This window comes from Xenorhabdus kozodoii (assembly GCF_002632875.1).
Classification (GTDB): domain Bacteria; phylum Pseudomonadota; class Gammaproteobacteria; order Enterobacterales; family Enterobacteriaceae; genus Xenorhabdus; species Xenorhabdus kozodoii.
Genome location: NZ_NJCX01000013.1, coordinates 1 through 17,749 on the forward strand (window position 1 = coordinate 1; position 17,749 = coordinate 17,749).

A 17,749-nucleotide genomic window follows, 5' to 3' on the forward strand; every position below is an offset into this window, starting at 1 on the left:
CTGTATCTCCTCTTCCCGGCCTGTCTGATAACGATTGCCAATGGATTCAGGCGTTGAACATCCCGCTGAAATTAATCCTTGTTTCTTGCCTTTGAGTGACAAGTAGATAATATGTGACATCGTGTTTCCTGTGATCTGACTTCCAATAAATTCAGAATGAATGAAGTAGAATACAACAGGAATATTTATCTGTTCTAGCCTGAGTGAAAGTTCAGCAATGAATTTGTGATTAACCTCTATTCTTATGTAAAATCACAAGATTACATTATTCAAATTTTAGTCAGTACCAAAAGATAACTATCAGATTGAGTAAAGAAAGATAAGCATGATACAGATACAATCTTGGTGCGCGGGGGCTGATATTCTTATTTCCCATCTTCATGCCAGTTGCATTATTGACAGACACCAGATAACCGCAAAAACGATACAACGGATCGGAATTACTCTTCACCGTTAACGCTTCGTTCGAATCGCGTTGCGCCTGTAGCAGCTTTTTCGCTTTGTTCTGGTCGGCAAATTCGTTTAATAAATGGCGGATAATCACAGGCAGTTCCCGGCTGATTTTCTCTGGTAATTGCGGGTCTTTCTCGGACTCTTTAACCGGAATATTAAACGGGAATATTACCCGCCGCCGCGCAATACCGCCATTACGTTCGGTAAAGCTCATCGGTTCGTTATTAGTTGCCAGTACGACCGCTTTAATCACTGTTGAGAACTGTTTCTCATATTTTCCGTCAACTTCAATCAGATCGCCGCCTGTCACCGCCTTGATGCCTGCTCCCTCACCCACATATTTAACCTGATCCGGCAACGTAATCAGGCTTTTCCCGACAAACTGATAACGGCCTCTGGCTTCATCCAGCGCTTTCATATTGCCACTGGCGGTATTGTGTTCGCCTGCTAATAGTGTCGCAATATAGGTAAAGATGCTTTTACCGCTGCCCCCTTCTCCCGTGACTTCAAGAAATAGCTGCCAGTCATAACGGTTTGCCAGGATCATAAACAAGGCCGCTTTGATGCGACTCATTTTGTGCTCATTGCTTCCCGCCGCATGAGATAGCCAGCGGTAAAAGTCAGGCGCGTGATCTGGCAGGTTTTCACCGATAGCCGGTGAGGTGAATTCGATGCCGTTATGGTTCATTAGCCAGTGTTCCGGCTGGTGCGGGGTAAACTGTTGAACCGATAAATCATACACACCGTTACGGAAGCCGATTAAATCCTGCCGTTGTTCGCCGATAATCGGCACTTGTAATTTCATGGCACAGATAGCGTTATTGATCCCGTTCGGGCTGTAAGGGGTTTCGCGCTGGTCGAAGATAGCCACCATTGAGCGGCGCAGCTCGCTATCCGGCACGCTTTTCCATGTTGCACCGTTATAGTGGTAAACCATTTCGCTTTCAGGATTGACAGCTACTTTGCCGTATCGCTCAACCAATAGTGCCCCGCGCTGACTGGCTGCCATTTGTGCCAGATTGTTATTGGCCTTTTTGGGCTTCGTTTCGTGGGTAATCATTGCTTCTGCTTCCATGAGTTTTTTCTCTCCAACCTGATATAACCCGTTGCTGAATGCCTGCTTTGCTGACTCGATGCCGTGATGCTGGCGATAATCGTCCCAGTCAGATTTCAATGCCGTAGGCGGTAACGTAACCCAGCCATTAATCGCTTTGGCGGTTTTCTCTGCCACTATCTTGCCAATGTTCTTTTTTAACCTGCCGTTTTTGTCCCGTTCGCCTTGCCCGTGCCAGTCATTATCAGCAGCAATGATGATTCTGGCGTTTGGCCACCGCTCTCTCACCAGTCCGGCTACCACCGATAAATTGCTTTCATCAATGGCTGCCAGTACTACGCCCTTATGCAATTGGCGAACAGTTAAGGCTGTGGCGTAACCCTCGGTAATGATGATTGTGTCCGGTGTTCTGGTAATTTTGGAGACGGGGATAAAACTGCCTTTTTTCTGAGTACCTGCAACAAGGCGCTTTTCACCGTTCGGCTTAATGGTTTGTGCTCCGGTAATTGTGCCGTCCAGCGTCTGAACCACCAGCAATAACGAACCATCTTTCAATAACCGTTGATTGGGGCATTGCAGCCCCTTTTTCACCAGATATTGAGATTCACCCATAACAGCGGTGGCGACCAGTGCCACAATGCGTTCAGCAATCGGCTTAGCTGCTCGCGGTTGTTCTTTGACGGTTTTGGGTTCGGGCAAAGGCATTGCCAGCACATCAGCCACCAGCTTAGCCGCTGCAAAGACCGTGATCCCTTTGTTTCTCGCTACTAAATCCAACCCATCACCGTGATTCGGCTCATCGCATTGGCGGCAATGCCAGTCGCCGTTATGGTTATCATCTATAAAATGAAAGCGGTCAGTGCCGCCGCATATCGGACAAGCACCATGCTTACCCTTTAACGGAACGTCGATACCACAGGCGGGCAACAAAAGTTGCCAGTGATTGGTGGCGGATTGCTTCACCGCACGAATAACATCTAACGGACGGCTTTTAGGGTTATGATTTCCCTGACTCATGATCACTCGTCCTCACCATTAACAGCCGCATAAAGCGAATAGTAAACTTCCTGATTGATATCACAGGCCAGTGAAAGCAAATCATGTAATTCTTCGGAACAGTGCTGGCTGGCCTGTTCAAGAATGATCTCATATAAAGAGATGCATAAACCCGCCCGAAACGCAGCCTGACCTAATGGGTCGGATTTCCTATACACAACGCAATTTAATAATTTATTCACAAGAGGCTGTGGAGAATGTTTCAACAAAGCTCGGTGAACCTCCTGATGAATATCGCCCGCCAGTGTAATCAGATTATTTAAGTTGATTTCGCATTCATCTTTGGCTTTTTTGGTAATAAATGTAAAGAGTGAAACACCCAGACTTGCGCGATATAGCGCCTGTTTTAATGAGATAGGTTTATTACTCATGGTGTGTCTCCTGACGTGATACGAAGATCAGTGAGGACATACCAGCCAGCCGCTGAATGCCGGATGCAATTAGGAATGTAAATTTTAGGCGAGTTTGGTTAGACTGTGTATTAGCCATAGCATTAGCTCCAATAATGTTGTGGTTAAACGCCCTACATGTGTTGCGATCACTGTGGGGCGTTGTTCTATTAGGCTCTACCGTGGTAAGGTATGTACCTAATGTATATAATACTATTCTGATAGGTACACACATGTCAACAGTCAAAAGAGATAAAAGCCCTAAGGGTGAAGGCAAAGCTCCGGCTTTCCAAATACGTATGCAGCCTGAATTTAAGAAACAATTATCAGAATTAGCCAAAAATGAAGGCATGAGTCTGGGAAACTGGTTTAAGGATCTAGCCCGTAAGGAATTACAATCACGGGGAATTGAACCCAAAGGCTGAACCGCCCAGAAATAAACCCAGTTATTGATTAATCCTCTCAAAGAAGAAATTATCTCAAATTGGTGACTCCTTAAACAAAAGGAGTCCTTATAGTTAATAGCCGCCATCACATCCCTTTATCCCAAAAAATCAGACTATTTTTAGAGTGAGTTAGGCCCCTGCCAATTAAGGCAGTTAATTTTTCCATCACGCTATTATTTAATTAGTGGCTTTGCGGCTATACGGGTTATTTATATTTTCTACTGTGGGCGGATTGCGTACCCAATGGAGCAGGTCACTAAGTAGCCAAGCACAAGAATTGCGGCCTAATGGCTTACGGGCGGGGAAACGGCCTTCATTTTCCAATTTCCATGCCGAGGTTCTGGAAATAGAGGTGATGTGATGGCGTTCCTTTTCACGTACAAGACGATCGTAAGGTTCGCCGTACTCGGAAAGGATGGAGCGACGTTCTTCTGGCGTAGGCGTGTTATATTGAATGGTCATGTTATCCTCACTGTTTAATTGTTTTTGTGAGGATATTTTACTCAAAAGAAATCATTGCAAAAGAAAACAACCTTGTTGCGTATATATTACAATTGCTCTGCTTATCATCAAATCAATTCCTATTATTGGGCTGTCTTTAATATCACCACATTCTCGTAATGACCCGCTAATATATTCAATCGCTCACACCACTTGTTTAAAGCGTCTAGCTTCTCTGGTAGGTACTGACTCTTGTTGTATATAGCCATGATGCCCGGCAAAGCGTGGCCTAAAAGCTGTTCCACGATATGTGGTGCGATGCCTAAATCATTTAGTTTTGTTGCAAACGTTCGCCTTAAATCATGCAAAGACCACTCCTCGTCATGCTCTAATTTTTTCCATATTTTTCTGCCATATTGTGCAACTGCTTCAAGTTTTTTAATTTCTCCTAAGAGGTAACCACTTTTATTGTTTTGGTTAATAATGTTCACTAAAAATGGCTTCATGTATTCTGGTATTGGACGAATGATTTTCTCACCTGTCTTGCTATTTTCTTTTGGGACAGTCCATAACATAGAATTAAAATTCCATTCTGAACATTTAGATAACCTGATCTCTCGTGTGCGACAACCAAATACAACCAGAATTTTTAATAGGTTATTATAATAAGGCAGGTAAACACCTGCATTTATGGATTCCCATAATTTCCCAAGTTCATTATCTTCTAAATACCGCTGGCCTTTGTTTTGTTTTTTTCCAACATCCTGAATAGTTAAATCATCCAATACATGGCTAACTGCATATCTTCTTACCCGGCAAAATTTTAGAGCTTGCTTACACAATTGAAATACAGAACCAGCAGCCACCGGAGCTTTCTTTTTCATTCTATCAAAGCATTGCAGCCAATATATTGTTTCACAATCAGATAATGCCATTTCACCAATATAAGGATAAATATGTTTTTCTAATTGAAGAATGAGGGTATCAATATTCACTCGATTTTCTCTGCCATAGTGCTCTATCCAATATTCGAGAGCGTCTTTTGCAGTGACTGGTTTTAATGATTCCTGCATCACTAAGTTAAATTGGAGCTTTGGATCTTTACCGGATGCTAACCAACGACGACATTTGTCCCTCGTCTCCCTAGCCTGTTTGAGACTCATATCAGGATAGCGCCCAATGGTAAGGCGGTTTAATTTTTTGCCATCAAGTCGGTAGGTAAAGACCCAACTAATGCCACCCGCTTTAGATGCTTTAGCGCTCAATCCAGCACCATCGGCAAAAAATTCAATATTCCTCCTTTCTTTTCCGTGTAGGGTTCTAAGTTTCTTGTCACTGAGCTTGTTTAGTTCGGCAGCCATGATCGCTAAAGATATTTATACAATTGTTTATACACAGTGTGCTGCAAGAGGGGCAAAACGTCAATAAACACTGTAACAACATACAGCTTAATGAATAATTAATCATTTGATATTTATATAAAAATAATAATCATAGACAAACTTCAAAACACAAAGTAAATATATATAGTCTGCAATGATTTCAGATACATTAACGCTATTTGCAGCGATTTCATTGCAAACGTGCGAGGCTGCTCCCAATATTTCTAACATAATGAGAGAGTTACCATGGCAAAACGCATTGAATTATCCACCATTGGTGGCCCAGAAGTACTCCGATACAGTGAATTCACACCTGCTAACCTTGCCCCTGATGAAGTACAGGTCGAAAACAAAGCCATCGGAATTAATTACATCGATACCTACATACGCAGTGGCTTATATCCACCCGCCAGCCTTCCCAGTGGCTTGGGAACAGAAGCCGCGGGTATTGTCACCAAAGTTGGCGCCGGTGTGACTTCAATTAAAGTCGGTGATCGTGTGGTTTATGCCCAGTCAGGCTTAGGGGCTTACAGCGAAGTACACAACGTCCCTGAAAGTAAATTAGCGCTGCTGCCCGATGAAATCTCTTTCGAACAAGCTGCCGCTTCATTTTTAAAAGGCTTGACTGTTTACTATCTGTTCAACCTGACCTATAAGCTCCAGGCAGGAGAGACAATTCTATTCCATGCCGCCGCCGGCGGTGTTGGTTTAATTGCCTGCCAATGGGCAAAAGCGCTGAGTGTGAAGTTGATTGGAACTGTCGGTTCAGATGAAAAAGCGACGCTCGCCAAGGCAGCAGGAGCCTGGCAAACTATCAATTATCGTCGTGAGAATATTGTAGAACGCGTTCTGGCTATGACTGGCGGGGAAAAAGTCGGCGTCGTATATGATTCTGTCGGCAAGGAGACATGGCTAGATTCACTAGATTGCCTGAAACGACAAGGTTTGATGGTTAGTTTTGGTAATGCTTCCGGGCCGGTAAACGGCGTGAATTTGGGTATCCTCAACCAGAAAGGTTCACTGTTTCTCACTCGCCCTTCCCTCAATGGCTATATCACAACCCGCGAAGAGTTGGCTGAAGCCAGCAAAGCGCTGTTTGATTTAATTGCCAGCGGCAAGATCAATGTGGATGTACCAGAAAACCAGAAATTTCCACTGAGCGAGGCGGTCAGGGCACACCAGACACTGGAAAGCCGTGCAACCCACGGTTCCAGCTTGCTGATCCCATAAAATACCAGAGCGGATTTACATCCGCTCTGTCACCATTTCCAACGCTTTTTCAACAACCATAATATCAGCGCCCGACTTATGGGCATTTTCACTTAAGTAACGACGCCACTGACGTGCACCGGGAATTCCTTGAAAAACACCTAAAATATGACGGGTGATATGCCCTAAATAAGTGCCTTTTGACAATTCTTGTTCAATGTAAGGATAAAGTGCCTTAACCACATCAACCGTATTGGTCACTGGAACGGTTTGGTCAAACAATTCACGATCCACGTGAGCCAGAATAGATGGATTTTGGTAGGCTTCTCGTCCAACCATTACACCATCCACATATTGCAAATGCTGTTTCGCTTCTTCCAACGATTTAATGCCGCCATTAATTGACAATGTCAGTTGTGGAAAATCTTGTTTCAATTGATAGACTCGCGGGTAATCCAGGGGCGGAATTTCACGGTTTTCTTTCGGGCTTAAACCAGAAAGCCACGCTTTACGCGCATGAATAATAAAATTATCGCAACTGCTATTTTTCACGACGATATCAATAAAATCACACAAAAACCCGTAGCTATCCTGCTCATCAATTCCGATGCGAGTCTTAACGGTAACCGGGATATCCACGACATCCTGCATTGCCTTAACACAATCAGCTACCAGCGCTGCCTCACCCATCAGGCAAGCACCAAAACGACCATTCTGCACGCGATCGGAAGGACAACCAACATTCAGATTGATTTCATCGTAACCTTTTTCCTGTGCGATCTTGGCACATTGTGCCAATGCCTGGGGATCGCTACCTCCCAATTGCAGCGCCAATGGATGCTCTTGATCGTTATAGGCCAAATAATCCCCTTTGCCATGGATAATCGCACCGGTTGTGACCATTTCCGTATAGAGCAGCGTTTCCTTGCTTAACAGGCGATGGAAGTAACGGCAATGACGGTCAGTCCAATCCAACATCGGCGCAACGGAGAAGCGGGAGGGTTTAAATCTTCCCGTGTCAGTTGATATTGCAGTGAATTTGCTAGATTTTTGTATTTGTATATTTTCGTGCATTTTAGGCTATTTTAAATTTATCGGTACACCATCCAGTACACCACACCAAATGGTGTACTGGTGTCTGGGAGGTAAATAATGGCCTACTATAACATAGTGAAACGCCCTCGTACTGACGGCACTATTAGATATCGTTGTACAGTGGGAATAAAAGAAGACGGTAAATACATCCATCGTGAAACCAAAACATTTGGTAAAATGGCTCAGGCTAAGACTTGGGGGGCTATACGATCCGCTGAACTAGAGCAAAGCGGAATTCCCACACAGAACGATACCGAAGGTTTAACTGTGGGGGATCTACTGCATAAATACATCAACGATCCGAACCTGGGCAAAAAAGCAGGAAGAACTAAAAAGTATGTGTTGAACATGCTATTGGATAGCGATTTGGCTAGATTAGCACTTCCTGAGTTATCAGTTAGCCATATTGTCGAGCATTGCAAGCAAAGGCATTCCACTTTGAAGAGGTTGCGCAGGTTACTGGTCATCGATCCCTCAATATATTGTGGCAGGTGTACACGGAACTGTATCCACAATCACTACACGAGAAATTCAATAAGCTAGGGCAAAAAAACAAAATATCGCACTTTTTGTTTACTTAATTCATGTGTTTTTTTTAAACACAATTCCATCCTATTTCATAAATTCATTGTTTTTCTTCGGCAAATAAAATAATTCGCTATAAAAAATAGTGTAATATTTTTTATAAATAAACAATTCCGGACTAAAATCATCACTTTGTAACTCGTTATTAATATTGCTAGCTTATTGTGAGTCACTTCCTAGTCATTTTGATTTTAACTCAGTAGGAGAGATCTATGGCGTTAAATAATAAAGTTATTCTAGTTACAGGTGCGGCTCAAGGCATTGGTCGCGGTATTGCTCTGCGCTTGGCAAAAGAAGGGGCTGATATTGCGCTGGTGGATTTGAAAAAAGACAAACTTCAGGATGTTGCTAAAGAAATTGAAGCTTTAGGGCGTAAAGCAACCACATTCGCAGCGGATGTGAGTAAGCGTGAAGAAATCTTTGCTGCGGTTGCTCATGCAGAGGCCGAACTGGGTGGCTTTGATGTCATGATCAATAATGCGGGTATTGCACAAGTTAAGCCAATTGCAGATGTTCGCCAAGAAGATATGGATTTGATCTTCAAAATTAACGTTGATGGCACCATGTGGGGCATTCAAGCAGCGAGCGAAAAATTCAAAGAGCGTAAGCACAAAGGTAAAATCATTAACGCATCATCAATTGCGGGTCATGATGGTTTTGCGATGTTGGGTGTTTACTCAGCAACCAAATTTGCGGTTCGTGCATTAACGCAAGCAGCCGCGAAAGAGTATGCGAGTGCAGGGATCACGGTAAATGCCTATTGCCCTGGGATCGTGGGTACGGATATGTGGGTTGAGATTGATGAGCGTTTTGCTGAAATCACTGGCGCACCAAAAGGTGAAACCTACAAGAAATATGTGGAAGGTATCGCATTAGGCCGCGCACAAACCCCAGAAGATGTTGCTGGCTTAGTAGCATTCTTAGCAAGTGATGACTCTGACTATATTACAGGCCAAGCTATCCTGACTGATGGCGGTATTGTTTATCGTTAATGAATAACGACGTAATCGCTTGAAATAATCAAGGGTATCAGAAAGTGTTAATCGTTCTGATACCCTTTTTTATGGCAGAAAAACTAGGGGCTGTGGACGTTTTGTGAAAGGAATTTGAACGGCATGATGATCTGGTATCATTGTTTCGCCAAAAAACGGTTACCTTGAGAACATCATGCCGGGAAGGAGCGATCCCCGTTTTTCCCTACCGGAAAAACAGTCGAAAATCGGATAAGAAGATTGATAACTGTCTATACCGTTACCATTATTTAGTGGAAAATGCGTTCGCCAGAATTAAACATTTTCTAGCAGTAGCAACAGGATACGATAAATTAGAACGAAATTACACCAGTATGTTGGCACTGGCGTTTATCATTATCTGACTGCCAATGTGGGTAGAATAAAATGATGAACACAAGACGTCAACAGACCCTAATATTAGTAATAAACATACTGTTTCAGATATTAATTATGAAAAATGCGATATTTAAACAACATATGATTTTAATTGCCAATATAATTCCTCTGATCAGGTAAATCGGCTCTACAAACATTATCCAATATTTTCCGTTTTATTTTCCCCGTTTTTTAGCCCATTTTATTGTTCTTATCTTCGGATTACTTTTATTTTCAGCTCTTTCATCGTGATAAGGTAAGCCGCTTTTTTACCGGTGTATTCGATATCGCAAGAGAATTGAAAATCCTATCGATCCCACTCCCAGGCTAAAAAACATGATAACATTAAAGTTATTGGCATTGTGTAGGTGTGAGAGATGTAATGAAAACGATCAATCAAAAAAAACTACTGACGCAGGCTGAAACCATTTGCCTGTCAAGGGGGGTTCGCTTGACACCTCAACGCCTTGAAATTCTCCGTCTAATCGCTGAACAACCTAGTGCGATAAGTGCTTATGATTTGCTGGATTTATTGCGTGAAGTCGAGCCACAAGCCAAGCCACCAACGGTTTATCGTGGATTGGAGTTTTTGCTGGAACAAGGTTTTATTCACAAAATAGAATCTACAAACAGCTATGTGCTTTGCCACCATTTTGAAGAGCCTTGCCATACTTCGGCGATGTTTATCTGTGAATTTTGTGGTTCAGTGACTGAAAAAGATGCGAAAGATATTGAATCCGCTATTTCGCAGTTAGCACAAGGCACAGGGTTCCATTTGCGAAATAGCGTGATAGAAGTTCATGGTATGTGCTTTTCTTGCCATGAGGTTGAATCTTGCACGGAACGCGATACATGCCAGCACAATCATTCGGTTGAAGAAAGTAAAAAGAAATAACAAACGCTTGCGACCAGACTAAGCAATGAGGCGGTCATAGCTGATTTTTCAAGTTCCCGCTGCGCTCAAAAGATTAACGGGTACTGGAAAAAGTGACCGCCCCAGAATGACAAACTGCAATTATCCGTTTTACAATCAGAACCAGTCTCCGTTACGAATAACGCCTACTGCCAATCCTTCAATCGTGAAACTCTGCTCGCTCAAATCGACAACAATGGATTTAAATTCCGGATTCTCAGCAATCAGTTCAATGGTGTTTCCTGTTTGTTTGAAACGTTTTACGGTAACTTCATCCTCAATACGCGCCACAATAACTTGCCCATTATGAACATCCTGCGTTTTATGCACGGCCAGTAAATCGCCATCCATAATACCAATGTCTTTCATGGACATTCCTTTGACACGCAACAGAAAATCAGCACTTGGTTTGAATAATCCAGGATCAACCTTATAGTGACTTTCAATGTGTTCCTGGGCCAATAGTGGTTCCCCAGCAGCCACACGACCTATCAGCGGCAATCCCGCCCCTTCAGCTTCTTCGAGAAGCAAACGGATACCTCTGGATGCACCAGCAATAATCTCTATCACCCCTTTACGCGCAAGTGCCTTTAAATGCTCTTCTGCTGCGTTAGGTGAACGAAAACCAAGACGTGCTGCAATTTCAGCACGTGTTGGTGGCATACCCGTTTGCGAAATATGGTCACGCACCAAGTCATAAACTTGCTGTTGCCTGGCAGTTAGTGCTTTCATTTCGCCCCCTGTTTGTTTATACAGTCAATCTGTGAGTATATACAGGTAAAATCGAATTGGGAACCAGTCAGCATGCAAAAGCAACTAAATAACGTATTTTGATGAAAAAACATGCTACCTCAGCACATAAAATGCGACCAAAAGATCATGCTCCAGATAAACAACGCCAGAAGTACGGTAAGCAATACCGCCGCAGATCCCATATCTTTCGCCCGACCAGATAATTCATGGTATTCACTGCCAATACGATCCACGACTGCTTCTATGGCACTATTGAGGATTTCGACAATGACTACCAGCATCACAGAGCCAATAAGAAGGAGTCTCTCAAATAAGCCAAAATCCAAAGAAAACGCAATAATGATCGCAAGTATGGCGGCAATGGCTTCCTGCCGAAATGCCGCTTCATTTTGCCATGCGGCCTTGATCCCTTTCGCTGAATACCCAGCGGCTTTAATGATACGGCTCAAACCCGTTGATTGATTTGCCATAAAAATTTCTTTCATTAGCTTAATAATTGGATGGTTATATAACTTTTAGCCCTTATTATTGTCTTATTTCCACAGATCTCAAAATCTGTTTCTGGTATCCTTGCGACGCATTGCTAACAAGAGGCTTAAAGCAGTTATGTCAGGTTGGCGTAAAATATATTATAAGTTATTGAACTTACCACTAAAATTCTTAGTAAAAAGTAAACTCATTCCTACGGACCCCATTGCGGAGCTGCGTCTTGATACGACTCGGCCTATTTTGTACATATTGCCGTATCATTCAAAAACAGACTTATTGACCCTGCGTCAACAATGTCTGGCGCAAGATCTGCCTGATCCGTTAGATTCTTTGGAAATTGGTGATACACGGCTTCCCAGTTGTGTCTTTGTCGATAACGGCCCGCGGGTGTTCCGTTGTTATGCGCCAAAGCACGAATCGGTAAAAATCTTTCATTCTTATCTGGACTTGCATCGCAATAATCCTGAGCTGGATATCCAGATGGTGCCCGTTTCCGTTATGTTTGGCCGTTCTCCTGGGCGCGAAGGACAAGAAGGACATACCGCACCACAATTACGTCTGCTAAACGGCGTACAGAAGTTTTTTGCTATCCTGTGGCTTGGGCGGGATAGTTTTGTGCGTTTCTCCACACCGGTGTCTTTACGCCGTATGGCCGACGAGCATGGTACGGATACTATCATCGCCAATAAACTTGCCCGTGTGGCACGGATGCACTATTCCCGCCAGCGCCTTGCGGCTGTTGGGCCGCGTTTGCCAGCCCGGCAGGATCTGTTCAACAAGTTACTGGCATCAAAAGCCATAGAAAAAGCGATTGCTGATGAAACCCGTAGCAAGAAAATTTCTCCCGAAAAAGCCAAACAAAATGCCATCAATATATTGGAAGAGATTGCAGCGGATTTCTCTTATGAAACGGTTCGTTTGACCGATCGGGTGTTAAGTTGGACGTGGAACCGTTTGTATCAAGGTATCAATGTTCATAATGCCGAACGGGTTCGCCAGTTGGCACAAGATGGCCATGAACTGGTTTATGTTCCCTGCCATCGTAGCCATATGGACTACCTTCTGCTCTCTTATGTGCTGTATCATCAGGGGCTGGTTCCACCGCACATTGCGGCGGGCATTAACCTGAATTTCTGGCCTGCCGGCCCGATATTCCGTCGTCTTGGTGCGTTCTTTATCCGCCGTACGTTTAAAGGTAATAAGCTCTATTCAACCATCTTTCGTGAATATCTCGGTGAGTTGTTTGCCCGTGGTTATTCGGTTGAATACTTTGTCGAGGGTGGGCGCTCCCGTACCGGACGCTTGCTTGATCCGAAAACGGGTACTCTCACCATGACCTTACAAGCAATGCTGCGCGGGGAGTCTCGTCCAATCACGATTGTGCCGATCTATATCGGTTATGAACATGTGATGGAGGTGGCAACGTATGCCAAAGAGCTGCGCGGTGCAACCAAGGAAAAAGAAGGCTTTTTCCAGATGGTACAAGGGTTGCGCAAATTACGTAATCTGGGGCAAGGTTATGTGAATTTTGGTGAACCGATCCCGTTGATACAGTACCTGAACCAGCATGTCCCAGAGTGGCGCGACGCCATTGATCCAATAGAGTCCCAGCGTCCGACATGGCTGACGCCAACCGTCAGTAAACTGGCTGACAATATTATGGTCAATATCAATAATGCCGCTGCCGCCAATGCGATCAATTTATGCACCACGGCATTATTGTCATCACGTCAGCGAGCACTGACTCGCGAGCAGCTTATTGAACAGTTGGATTGCTATCTGCAATTACTGCGTAATGTGCCTTACACTGGCGATATCACGGTGCCACACCAAACGGCAGAAGCGTTGTTAGATCATGCCCTTAAGTTGGATAAGTTTGAGGTTGAGAAGGACGGCCTGGGCGATATTATTATCCTGCCACGCGAAAGCGCGGTATTGATGACTTATTACCGCAACAATATCCAGCACTTATTGATCCTGCCCTCCCTGATTACCAGTATTGTTATGCACCACCGCCGCATTAGCCGCGGTGAATTACTCAGACAGGTAACGCTGATTTATCCGTTGCTCAAGCAGGAACTTTTCATGCGTTACAGCAAGGAAACGCTCCCCGACGTCGTCAACACCTTGATTGATGAACTGGTACGTCAATGCCTGATCTGCAACAAAGAGCAAGGAATGCTGGTACTAAATCCTGCGCGTATTCGCCCACTGCAATTGCTGGCGGCAGGAATCAGGGAAACGCTGCAACGTTATGCCATTACTCTCTCTTTGTTAAATGCCACACCTGAAATTAGCCGGGGTGTATTGGAAAAAGAGAGCCGGATGCTGGCACAACGTCTGTCAGTTCTGCATGGTATCAATGCGCCAGAATTCTTTGACAAGGCCGTCTTTGCCTGCTCGGTCAATACGTTACGTGAAGAGGGGTATATTCAAGACAGTGGCGATATGATCACAACCAGTGCTCAGGAACTTTATTATGTCCTGAGTGAGCTGATGTCACCTGAAATTCGCTTGACGATTGAAAGCGTCAGTATGCCACCAGAACAAAATGAACCTGTACAGGTCGCACAAGATCAGCAATAACGGCAGCAAGTGGGTCATGATAACGGGCGGATTACCGCCCGTTATCTTAACGCTACGCCCTACTAGACATAGCTAAAAAAGATGCCGAGAAACAGAACTAAACCGACATAGTTGTTGTTCATGAATGCCTGAAAACATGCAGACCTTTCCCGATCTATGATCAATTTTTGCTGATAAACGAATAGTGCCGTTGCCAACAATACCGTCCAATAATATATTCCTCCCAGACTCACCATCCCGCCAACTAAGACCAAAATACTCAGCATGATGAATTGCAGAATACCAATTATCAGTTTGTCAAAGTGTCCAAACAGCACCGCTGTCGATTTCACACCGATTTTCAGGTCATCGTCACGATCAACCATTGCATACTGGGTATCATAAATGACAGACCAAATGATATTGGCTAAAAATAACAACCAGCATTCTAAAGGCAGGGACTCACTTACTGCGGCAAATGCCATAGGAACTGACCAGCCGTAAGCGGCACCTAACACCACTTGCGGCAGGTGACTGACACGTTTGACAAAAGGGTAAACCCACGCCAATGCTAAGCCAACGACCGACAACGCAATCGTCATTTTATTCAGTGTCAGAACGAGCGCGAAAGATAGGAGTATCAGTATGACGAACAAGATTTTGCTTTCTTTTTCGGTCATGTCACCACTAGGAAGAGGACGTGATTTTGTCCGTTCTACATACCCATCAAATTTTCTGTCTGCGAAATCATTAATGCAGCATCCCGCAGCACGCATGAAAAACACACCGAGAGTAAATACTAACCCTATGTGAAAATCCGGTATACCTTTTGCGGCGATCCACAATGCCCAATATGTTGGCCATAATAGTAATAATGCGCCAATGGGTTTATTGATACGCATTAAACGGCAATAAGCACGCCATTTATTCTGCGTCATACTGACCTTCAATCTCTTTCTCCCCTTTCATTGTTGTTCTTAATTCTATTTATATACCGGTGATTGTGGTAAAAAAACCTCGGTTAGCAGCAGTGGCTTGCCTGATAATCTCAATAAAGAACGGCGTACCCAACGCTCTCCCTGCCGGCCTATTTGAATATAATCCCGTGTCAAATTATTACCACTAAAAAGATAATATCCAAGTGGCACAGTCCCGACATCAACCAATTTCTTATCTGGGCCAGTGAGTGTTTCCTCAGGAATAACGGTATATCCCAAAAGCCACGGGGTGTTATCCCCATACAAAACAATTTCACGTAACCAATATCTTTCACTTACAGGTAAGTGCTCACTTTCATCATTTAACTCTGCCAAAGTGATAAACCCTTCCCGAAAAGGAGTAACCGAGACATGCTGACAATGTTGTTCAAAGCGACGTGTCATTGAACCAACTTCCATCAGCCAATCTAAAAGGGTTTTAGGAAGCAACTCATGCTCATCTGCCGATAACCAGTGAATAGGGGTTGAAGTTAATATTGTGTCATCTGCCATGTCATTTTCCCATTGCGGGGAATATCAATTTCCCCGACAGCACAACGAAGAATGGGGGGTGAGGATACCATGTTGCAGGCCAATAAAATTAAAAGTTGATAACAAATTATGTCAATCGCAAAAAAACTCACCTTAATAGCAACCCCTATTAAGGTGAGCAGAGGCTAGATAATACAGGCGTTCAGATTAACGCCACTCTTTGAATTGATTAATCAGGCCATTTGTTGAGCTATCATGGCCAGTAACCGCTTGTGCATCGTGCAGTTCAGGCAGAATACGGTTCGCCAATTGTTTACCCAGTTCGACGCCCCATTGGTCAAATGAGAAGATATTCAAAATGGCGCCTTGGGCAAAGATCTTGTGTTCATACATGGCAATGAGTGCCCCTAAACTGAATGGGGTAATCTCACGTAACAAAATCGAGTTGGTTGGCCGGTTACCTTCAAACACTTTGAATGGCACAACATTCGCCACGTCTTCGGCATTTTTTCCTGCTTGCGTAAATTCCGCTTCCACCTGAGCTTGTGTTTTACCAAATGCCAATGCTTCAGTTTGCGCAAAGAAGTTAGAGAGCAGTTTGCTATGGTGATCACTAACGGGGTTATGGCTCATTGCGGGTGCAATAAAATCACAAGGGATCAATTTCGTTCCCTGATGGATAAGCTGGTAGAAAGCATGTTGACCATTAGTGCCAGGTTCCCCCCAGATAATTGGCCCGGTCTGGTAATTCACCGGATTACCATTACGATCAATGTACTTACCATTTGACTCCATGTTGCCTTGTTGGAAGTAGGCAGCAAAACGATGCATGTATTGGTCATAGGGCAAAATCGCTTCAGTTTCCGCGCCAAAGAAATTGTTGTACCAGATGCCGATCAGGGCCAGCAAAACAGGGATATTCTGTTCAAAGTCCACCTGCTCAAAGTGTTTATCCATTGCATGGGCGCCACTTAGCAACTGTTCGAAATTTTCATAGCCAATGGAAAGCGCAATGGATAAACCAATTGCCGACCAAAGCGAATAGCGTCCCCCTACCCAATCCCAAAACTCAAACATGTTTTGTGGATCGATACCGAATTTGATGACTTCTTGTTCATTGGTTGATAACGCCGCAAAATGTTTCGCGATATGCGCTTCATCAACAGCTCGTTGCAGGAACCAACGGCGGGCAGTATGTGCATTGGTCATCGTTTCTTGCGTGGTAAACGTCTTGGACGCAATCAAAAATAAGGTCGTTTCTGGATCCAGCATTTTCAGCGTTTCGGCAATGTGGGTGCCATCAACATTGGAAACAAAATGCATATTCAGGTGATTCTTATACGCTTTCAGTGCCTCAGTCACCATATAAGGACCAAGATCAGAGCCACCAATGCCAATATTGACGACATCGGTAATGGCCTTGCCTGTATAGCCTTTCCACTCACCATCGATAATACGTTCGCTGAATGATTTCATTTTCGCCAGCACCGCATTAACTTGCGGCATCACGTCTTCCCCATCCACCATAATCGGGGTATTACTGCGGTTACGCAGGGCAATATGCAACACCGCGCGATCTTCAGTACGATTGATTTTCTCACCAGAAAACAGACTGCGGATTGCACTGGCTAAATCGGTCTCTTGCGCCAATGCTTGTAATTTTTCCAGTGTTTCTGTGGTAATGCGGTTTTTGGAATAATCCACCAAGATCTGCTGATCAAATGTCGCAGAAAATGCAGCAAACCGTTCTTTGTCCTGTTCAAACAGATCCCGCAAATGAACCTTTTTCATTTGCTCAAAATGTTGCTGCAATGCTTTCCAGGCTTCGGTCTGGCTAGGGTTGATGTTTTTCATGAATAATGCTCTCTATCAACGGTCAATAAACAATAGGAATGCACAGATTGTAACGGTTTAATGCTGTGATTTATCTCCCTTTCCTTGTAATTTCTGATATTGGTCAAAATAGCCCGTGATTTCCAGCCCTAATTGTTGAGATAGGCAAAAACGATAATTTCATTTCCATCATGAAAATTATTTATGCTTCATCGTCAGACATTGACTC

Annotated in this window: 16 protein-coding genes and 2 pseudogenes; 6 read left to right on the top strand and 12 right to left on the bottom strand. The window is 43.9% G+C overall.

Features of this window, described 5'->3' with window-relative positions; all coding sequences use genetic code 11:
* From Xkoz_RS22965 to Xkoz_RS24060, 4 genes and pseudogenes are all read right to left on the bottom strand, one after another.
* Positions 1-120 (bottom strand): annotated as a pseudogene (locus Xkoz_RS22965) (Hcp family type VI secretion system effector); the annotation flags it as partial.
* A 160-nt stretch (positions 121-280) separates the two neighbouring features.
* Entirely contained in the window at positions 281-2,524 is a 2,244-nt protein-coding gene (locus Xkoz_RS10135; RefSeq protein ID WP_099142050.1) for a toprim domain-containing protein, read from the bottom strand.
* A gap of 2 nt (positions 2,525-2,526) precedes the next feature.
* Positions 2,527-2,934 carry a hypothetical protein gene (locus Xkoz_RS10140; RefSeq protein ID WP_099142051.1) on the bottom strand — a complete coding sequence of 136 codons (408 nt, stop codon included), beginning with the start codon at positions 2,932-2,934 and terminating at the stop codon, positions 2,527-2,529.
* Positions 2,927-3,052, bottom strand: coding sequence for a hypothetical protein (locus tag Xkoz_RS24060; RefSeq protein ID WP_279627401.1), 126 nt, complete (start codon positions 3,050-3,052; stop codon positions 2,927-2,929). Before Xkoz_RS24060 ends, Xkoz_RS10140 begins: the two co-directional genes overlap by 8 nt.
* 133 nt (positions 3,053-3,185) lie before the next feature.
* Between Xkoz_RS24060 and Xkoz_RS10150 the strand changes: the two genes are divergently transcribed.
* The gene (locus tag Xkoz_RS10150; protein WP_038194249.1) at positions 3,186-3,377 is read left to right on the top strand and encodes a hypothetical protein; all 192 of its coding nucleotides are present in this window, start codon (positions 3,186-3,188) and stop codon (positions 3,375-3,377) included.
* Positions 3,378-3,575: 198 nt separating this feature from the next.
* On the opposite strand, the gene Xkoz_RS10155 is transcribed toward Xkoz_RS10150, so the two are convergent.
* Both Xkoz_RS10155 and Xkoz_RS10160 read right to left on the bottom strand, forming a co-directional pair.
* Positions 3,576-3,860: a helix-turn-helix transcriptional regulator gene (locus Xkoz_RS10155; RefSeq protein ID WP_099142052.1), complete on the bottom strand. Its 285-nt coding sequence runs from the start codon at positions 3,858-3,860 to the stop codon at positions 3,576-3,578.
* 122 nt (positions 3,861-3,982) lie between these two features.
* Positions 3,983-5,200 carry a tyrosine-type recombinase/integrase gene (locus Xkoz_RS10160; RefSeq protein WP_099142053.1) on the bottom strand — a complete coding sequence of 406 codons (1,218 nt, stop codon included), beginning with the start codon at positions 5,198-5,200 and terminating at the stop codon, positions 3,983-3,985.
* A gap of 267 nt (positions 5,201-5,467) precedes the next feature.
* On the opposite strand from Xkoz_RS10160, the gene Xkoz_RS10165 reads away from it, so the two are divergent.
* Complete coding sequence (locus Xkoz_RS10165) at positions 5,468-6,451, top strand: quinone oxidoreductase (RefSeq protein WP_099142054.1); 984 nt, start codon at positions 5,468-5,470, stop codon at positions 6,449-6,451.
* A 15-nt stretch (positions 6,452-6,466) separates the two neighbouring features.
* On the opposite strand, the gene dusA is transcribed toward Xkoz_RS10165, so the two are convergent.
* Positions 6,467-7,504, bottom strand: a complete 1,038-nt coding sequence (gene dusA / locus Xkoz_RS10170; RefSeq protein WP_099142055.1) for a tRNA dihydrouridine(20/20a) synthase DusA — start codon at positions 7,502-7,504, stop codon at positions 6,467-6,469.
* 818 nt (positions 7,505-8,322) lie between these two features.
* Between dusA and Xkoz_RS10180 the strand changes: the two genes are divergently transcribed.
* The 3 genes and pseudogenes from Xkoz_RS10180 to zur all read left to right on the top strand — a co-directional run bounded on the left by Xkoz_RS10180 (position 8,323) and on the right by zur (position 10,393).
* Positions 8,323-9,102, top strand: a complete 780-nt coding sequence (locus Xkoz_RS10180) for an acetoin reductase (protein WP_099142056.1) — start codon at positions 8,323-8,325, stop codon at positions 9,100-9,102.
* 185 nt (positions 9,103-9,287) lie between these two features.
* Positions 9,288-9,485: pseudogene (locus Xkoz_RS10185) on the top strand (IS5/IS1182 family transposase); the annotation flags it as partial.
* A 395-nt stretch (positions 9,486-9,880) separates the two neighbouring features.
* Complete coding sequence (gene zur / locus Xkoz_RS10190) at positions 9,881-10,393, top strand: zinc uptake transcriptional repressor Zur (protein WP_099142057.1); 513 nt, start codon at positions 9,881-9,883, stop codon at positions 10,391-10,393.
* Positions 10,394-10,528: 135 nt separating this feature from the next.
* Here the strand turns inward: zur and lexA are convergent, their stop codons facing one another.
* Together lexA and Xkoz_RS10200 are read right to left on the bottom strand one after the other, a co-directional pair.
* Positions 10,529-11,143, bottom strand: coding sequence for a transcriptional repressor LexA (gene lexA, locus Xkoz_RS10195; RefSeq protein ID WP_099142058.1), 615 nt, complete (start codon positions 11,141-11,143; stop codon positions 10,529-10,531).
* Between the two features lie 119 nt (positions 11,144-11,262).
* Positions 11,263-11,634: a diacylglycerol kinase gene (locus Xkoz_RS10200; RefSeq protein ID WP_099142150.1), complete on the bottom strand. Its 372-nt coding sequence runs from the start codon at positions 11,632-11,634 to the stop codon at positions 11,263-11,265.
* A gap of 136 nt (positions 11,635-11,770) precedes the next feature.
* On the opposite strand from Xkoz_RS10200, the gene plsB reads away from it, so the two are divergent.
* The gene (plsB, locus tag Xkoz_RS10205; protein WP_099142059.1) at positions 11,771-14,239 is read left to right on the top strand and encodes a glycerol-3-phosphate 1-O-acyltransferase PlsB; all 2,469 of its coding nucleotides are present in this window, start codon (positions 11,771-11,773) and stop codon (positions 14,237-14,239) included.
* A 62-nt stretch (positions 14,240-14,301) separates the two neighbouring features.
* On the opposite strand, the gene ubiA is transcribed toward plsB, so the two are convergent.
* The 3 genes from ubiA to pgi all read right to left on the bottom strand — a co-directional run bounded on the left by ubiA (position 14,302) and on the right by pgi (position 17,541).
* The gene (gene ubiA / locus Xkoz_RS10210; RefSeq protein WP_167386577.1) at positions 14,302-15,156 is read right to left on the bottom strand and encodes a 4-hydroxybenzoate octaprenyltransferase; all 855 of its coding nucleotides are present in this window, start codon (positions 15,154-15,156) and stop codon (positions 14,302-14,304) included.
* Positions 15,157-15,201: 45 nt separating this feature from the next.
* A complete protein-coding gene (gene ubiC, locus Xkoz_RS10215; protein WP_099142061.1) occupies positions 15,202-15,708 on the bottom strand; it encodes a chorismate lyase in 507 nt (168 codons plus the stop codon).
* 186 nt (positions 15,709-15,894) lie between these two features.
* Positions 15,895-17,541: a glucose-6-phosphate isomerase gene (gene pgi, locus Xkoz_RS10220; RefSeq protein WP_099142062.1), complete on the bottom strand. Its 1,647-nt coding sequence runs from the start codon at positions 17,539-17,541 to the stop codon at positions 15,895-15,897.
* Positions 17,542-17,749 lie beyond the last annotated feature (208 nt).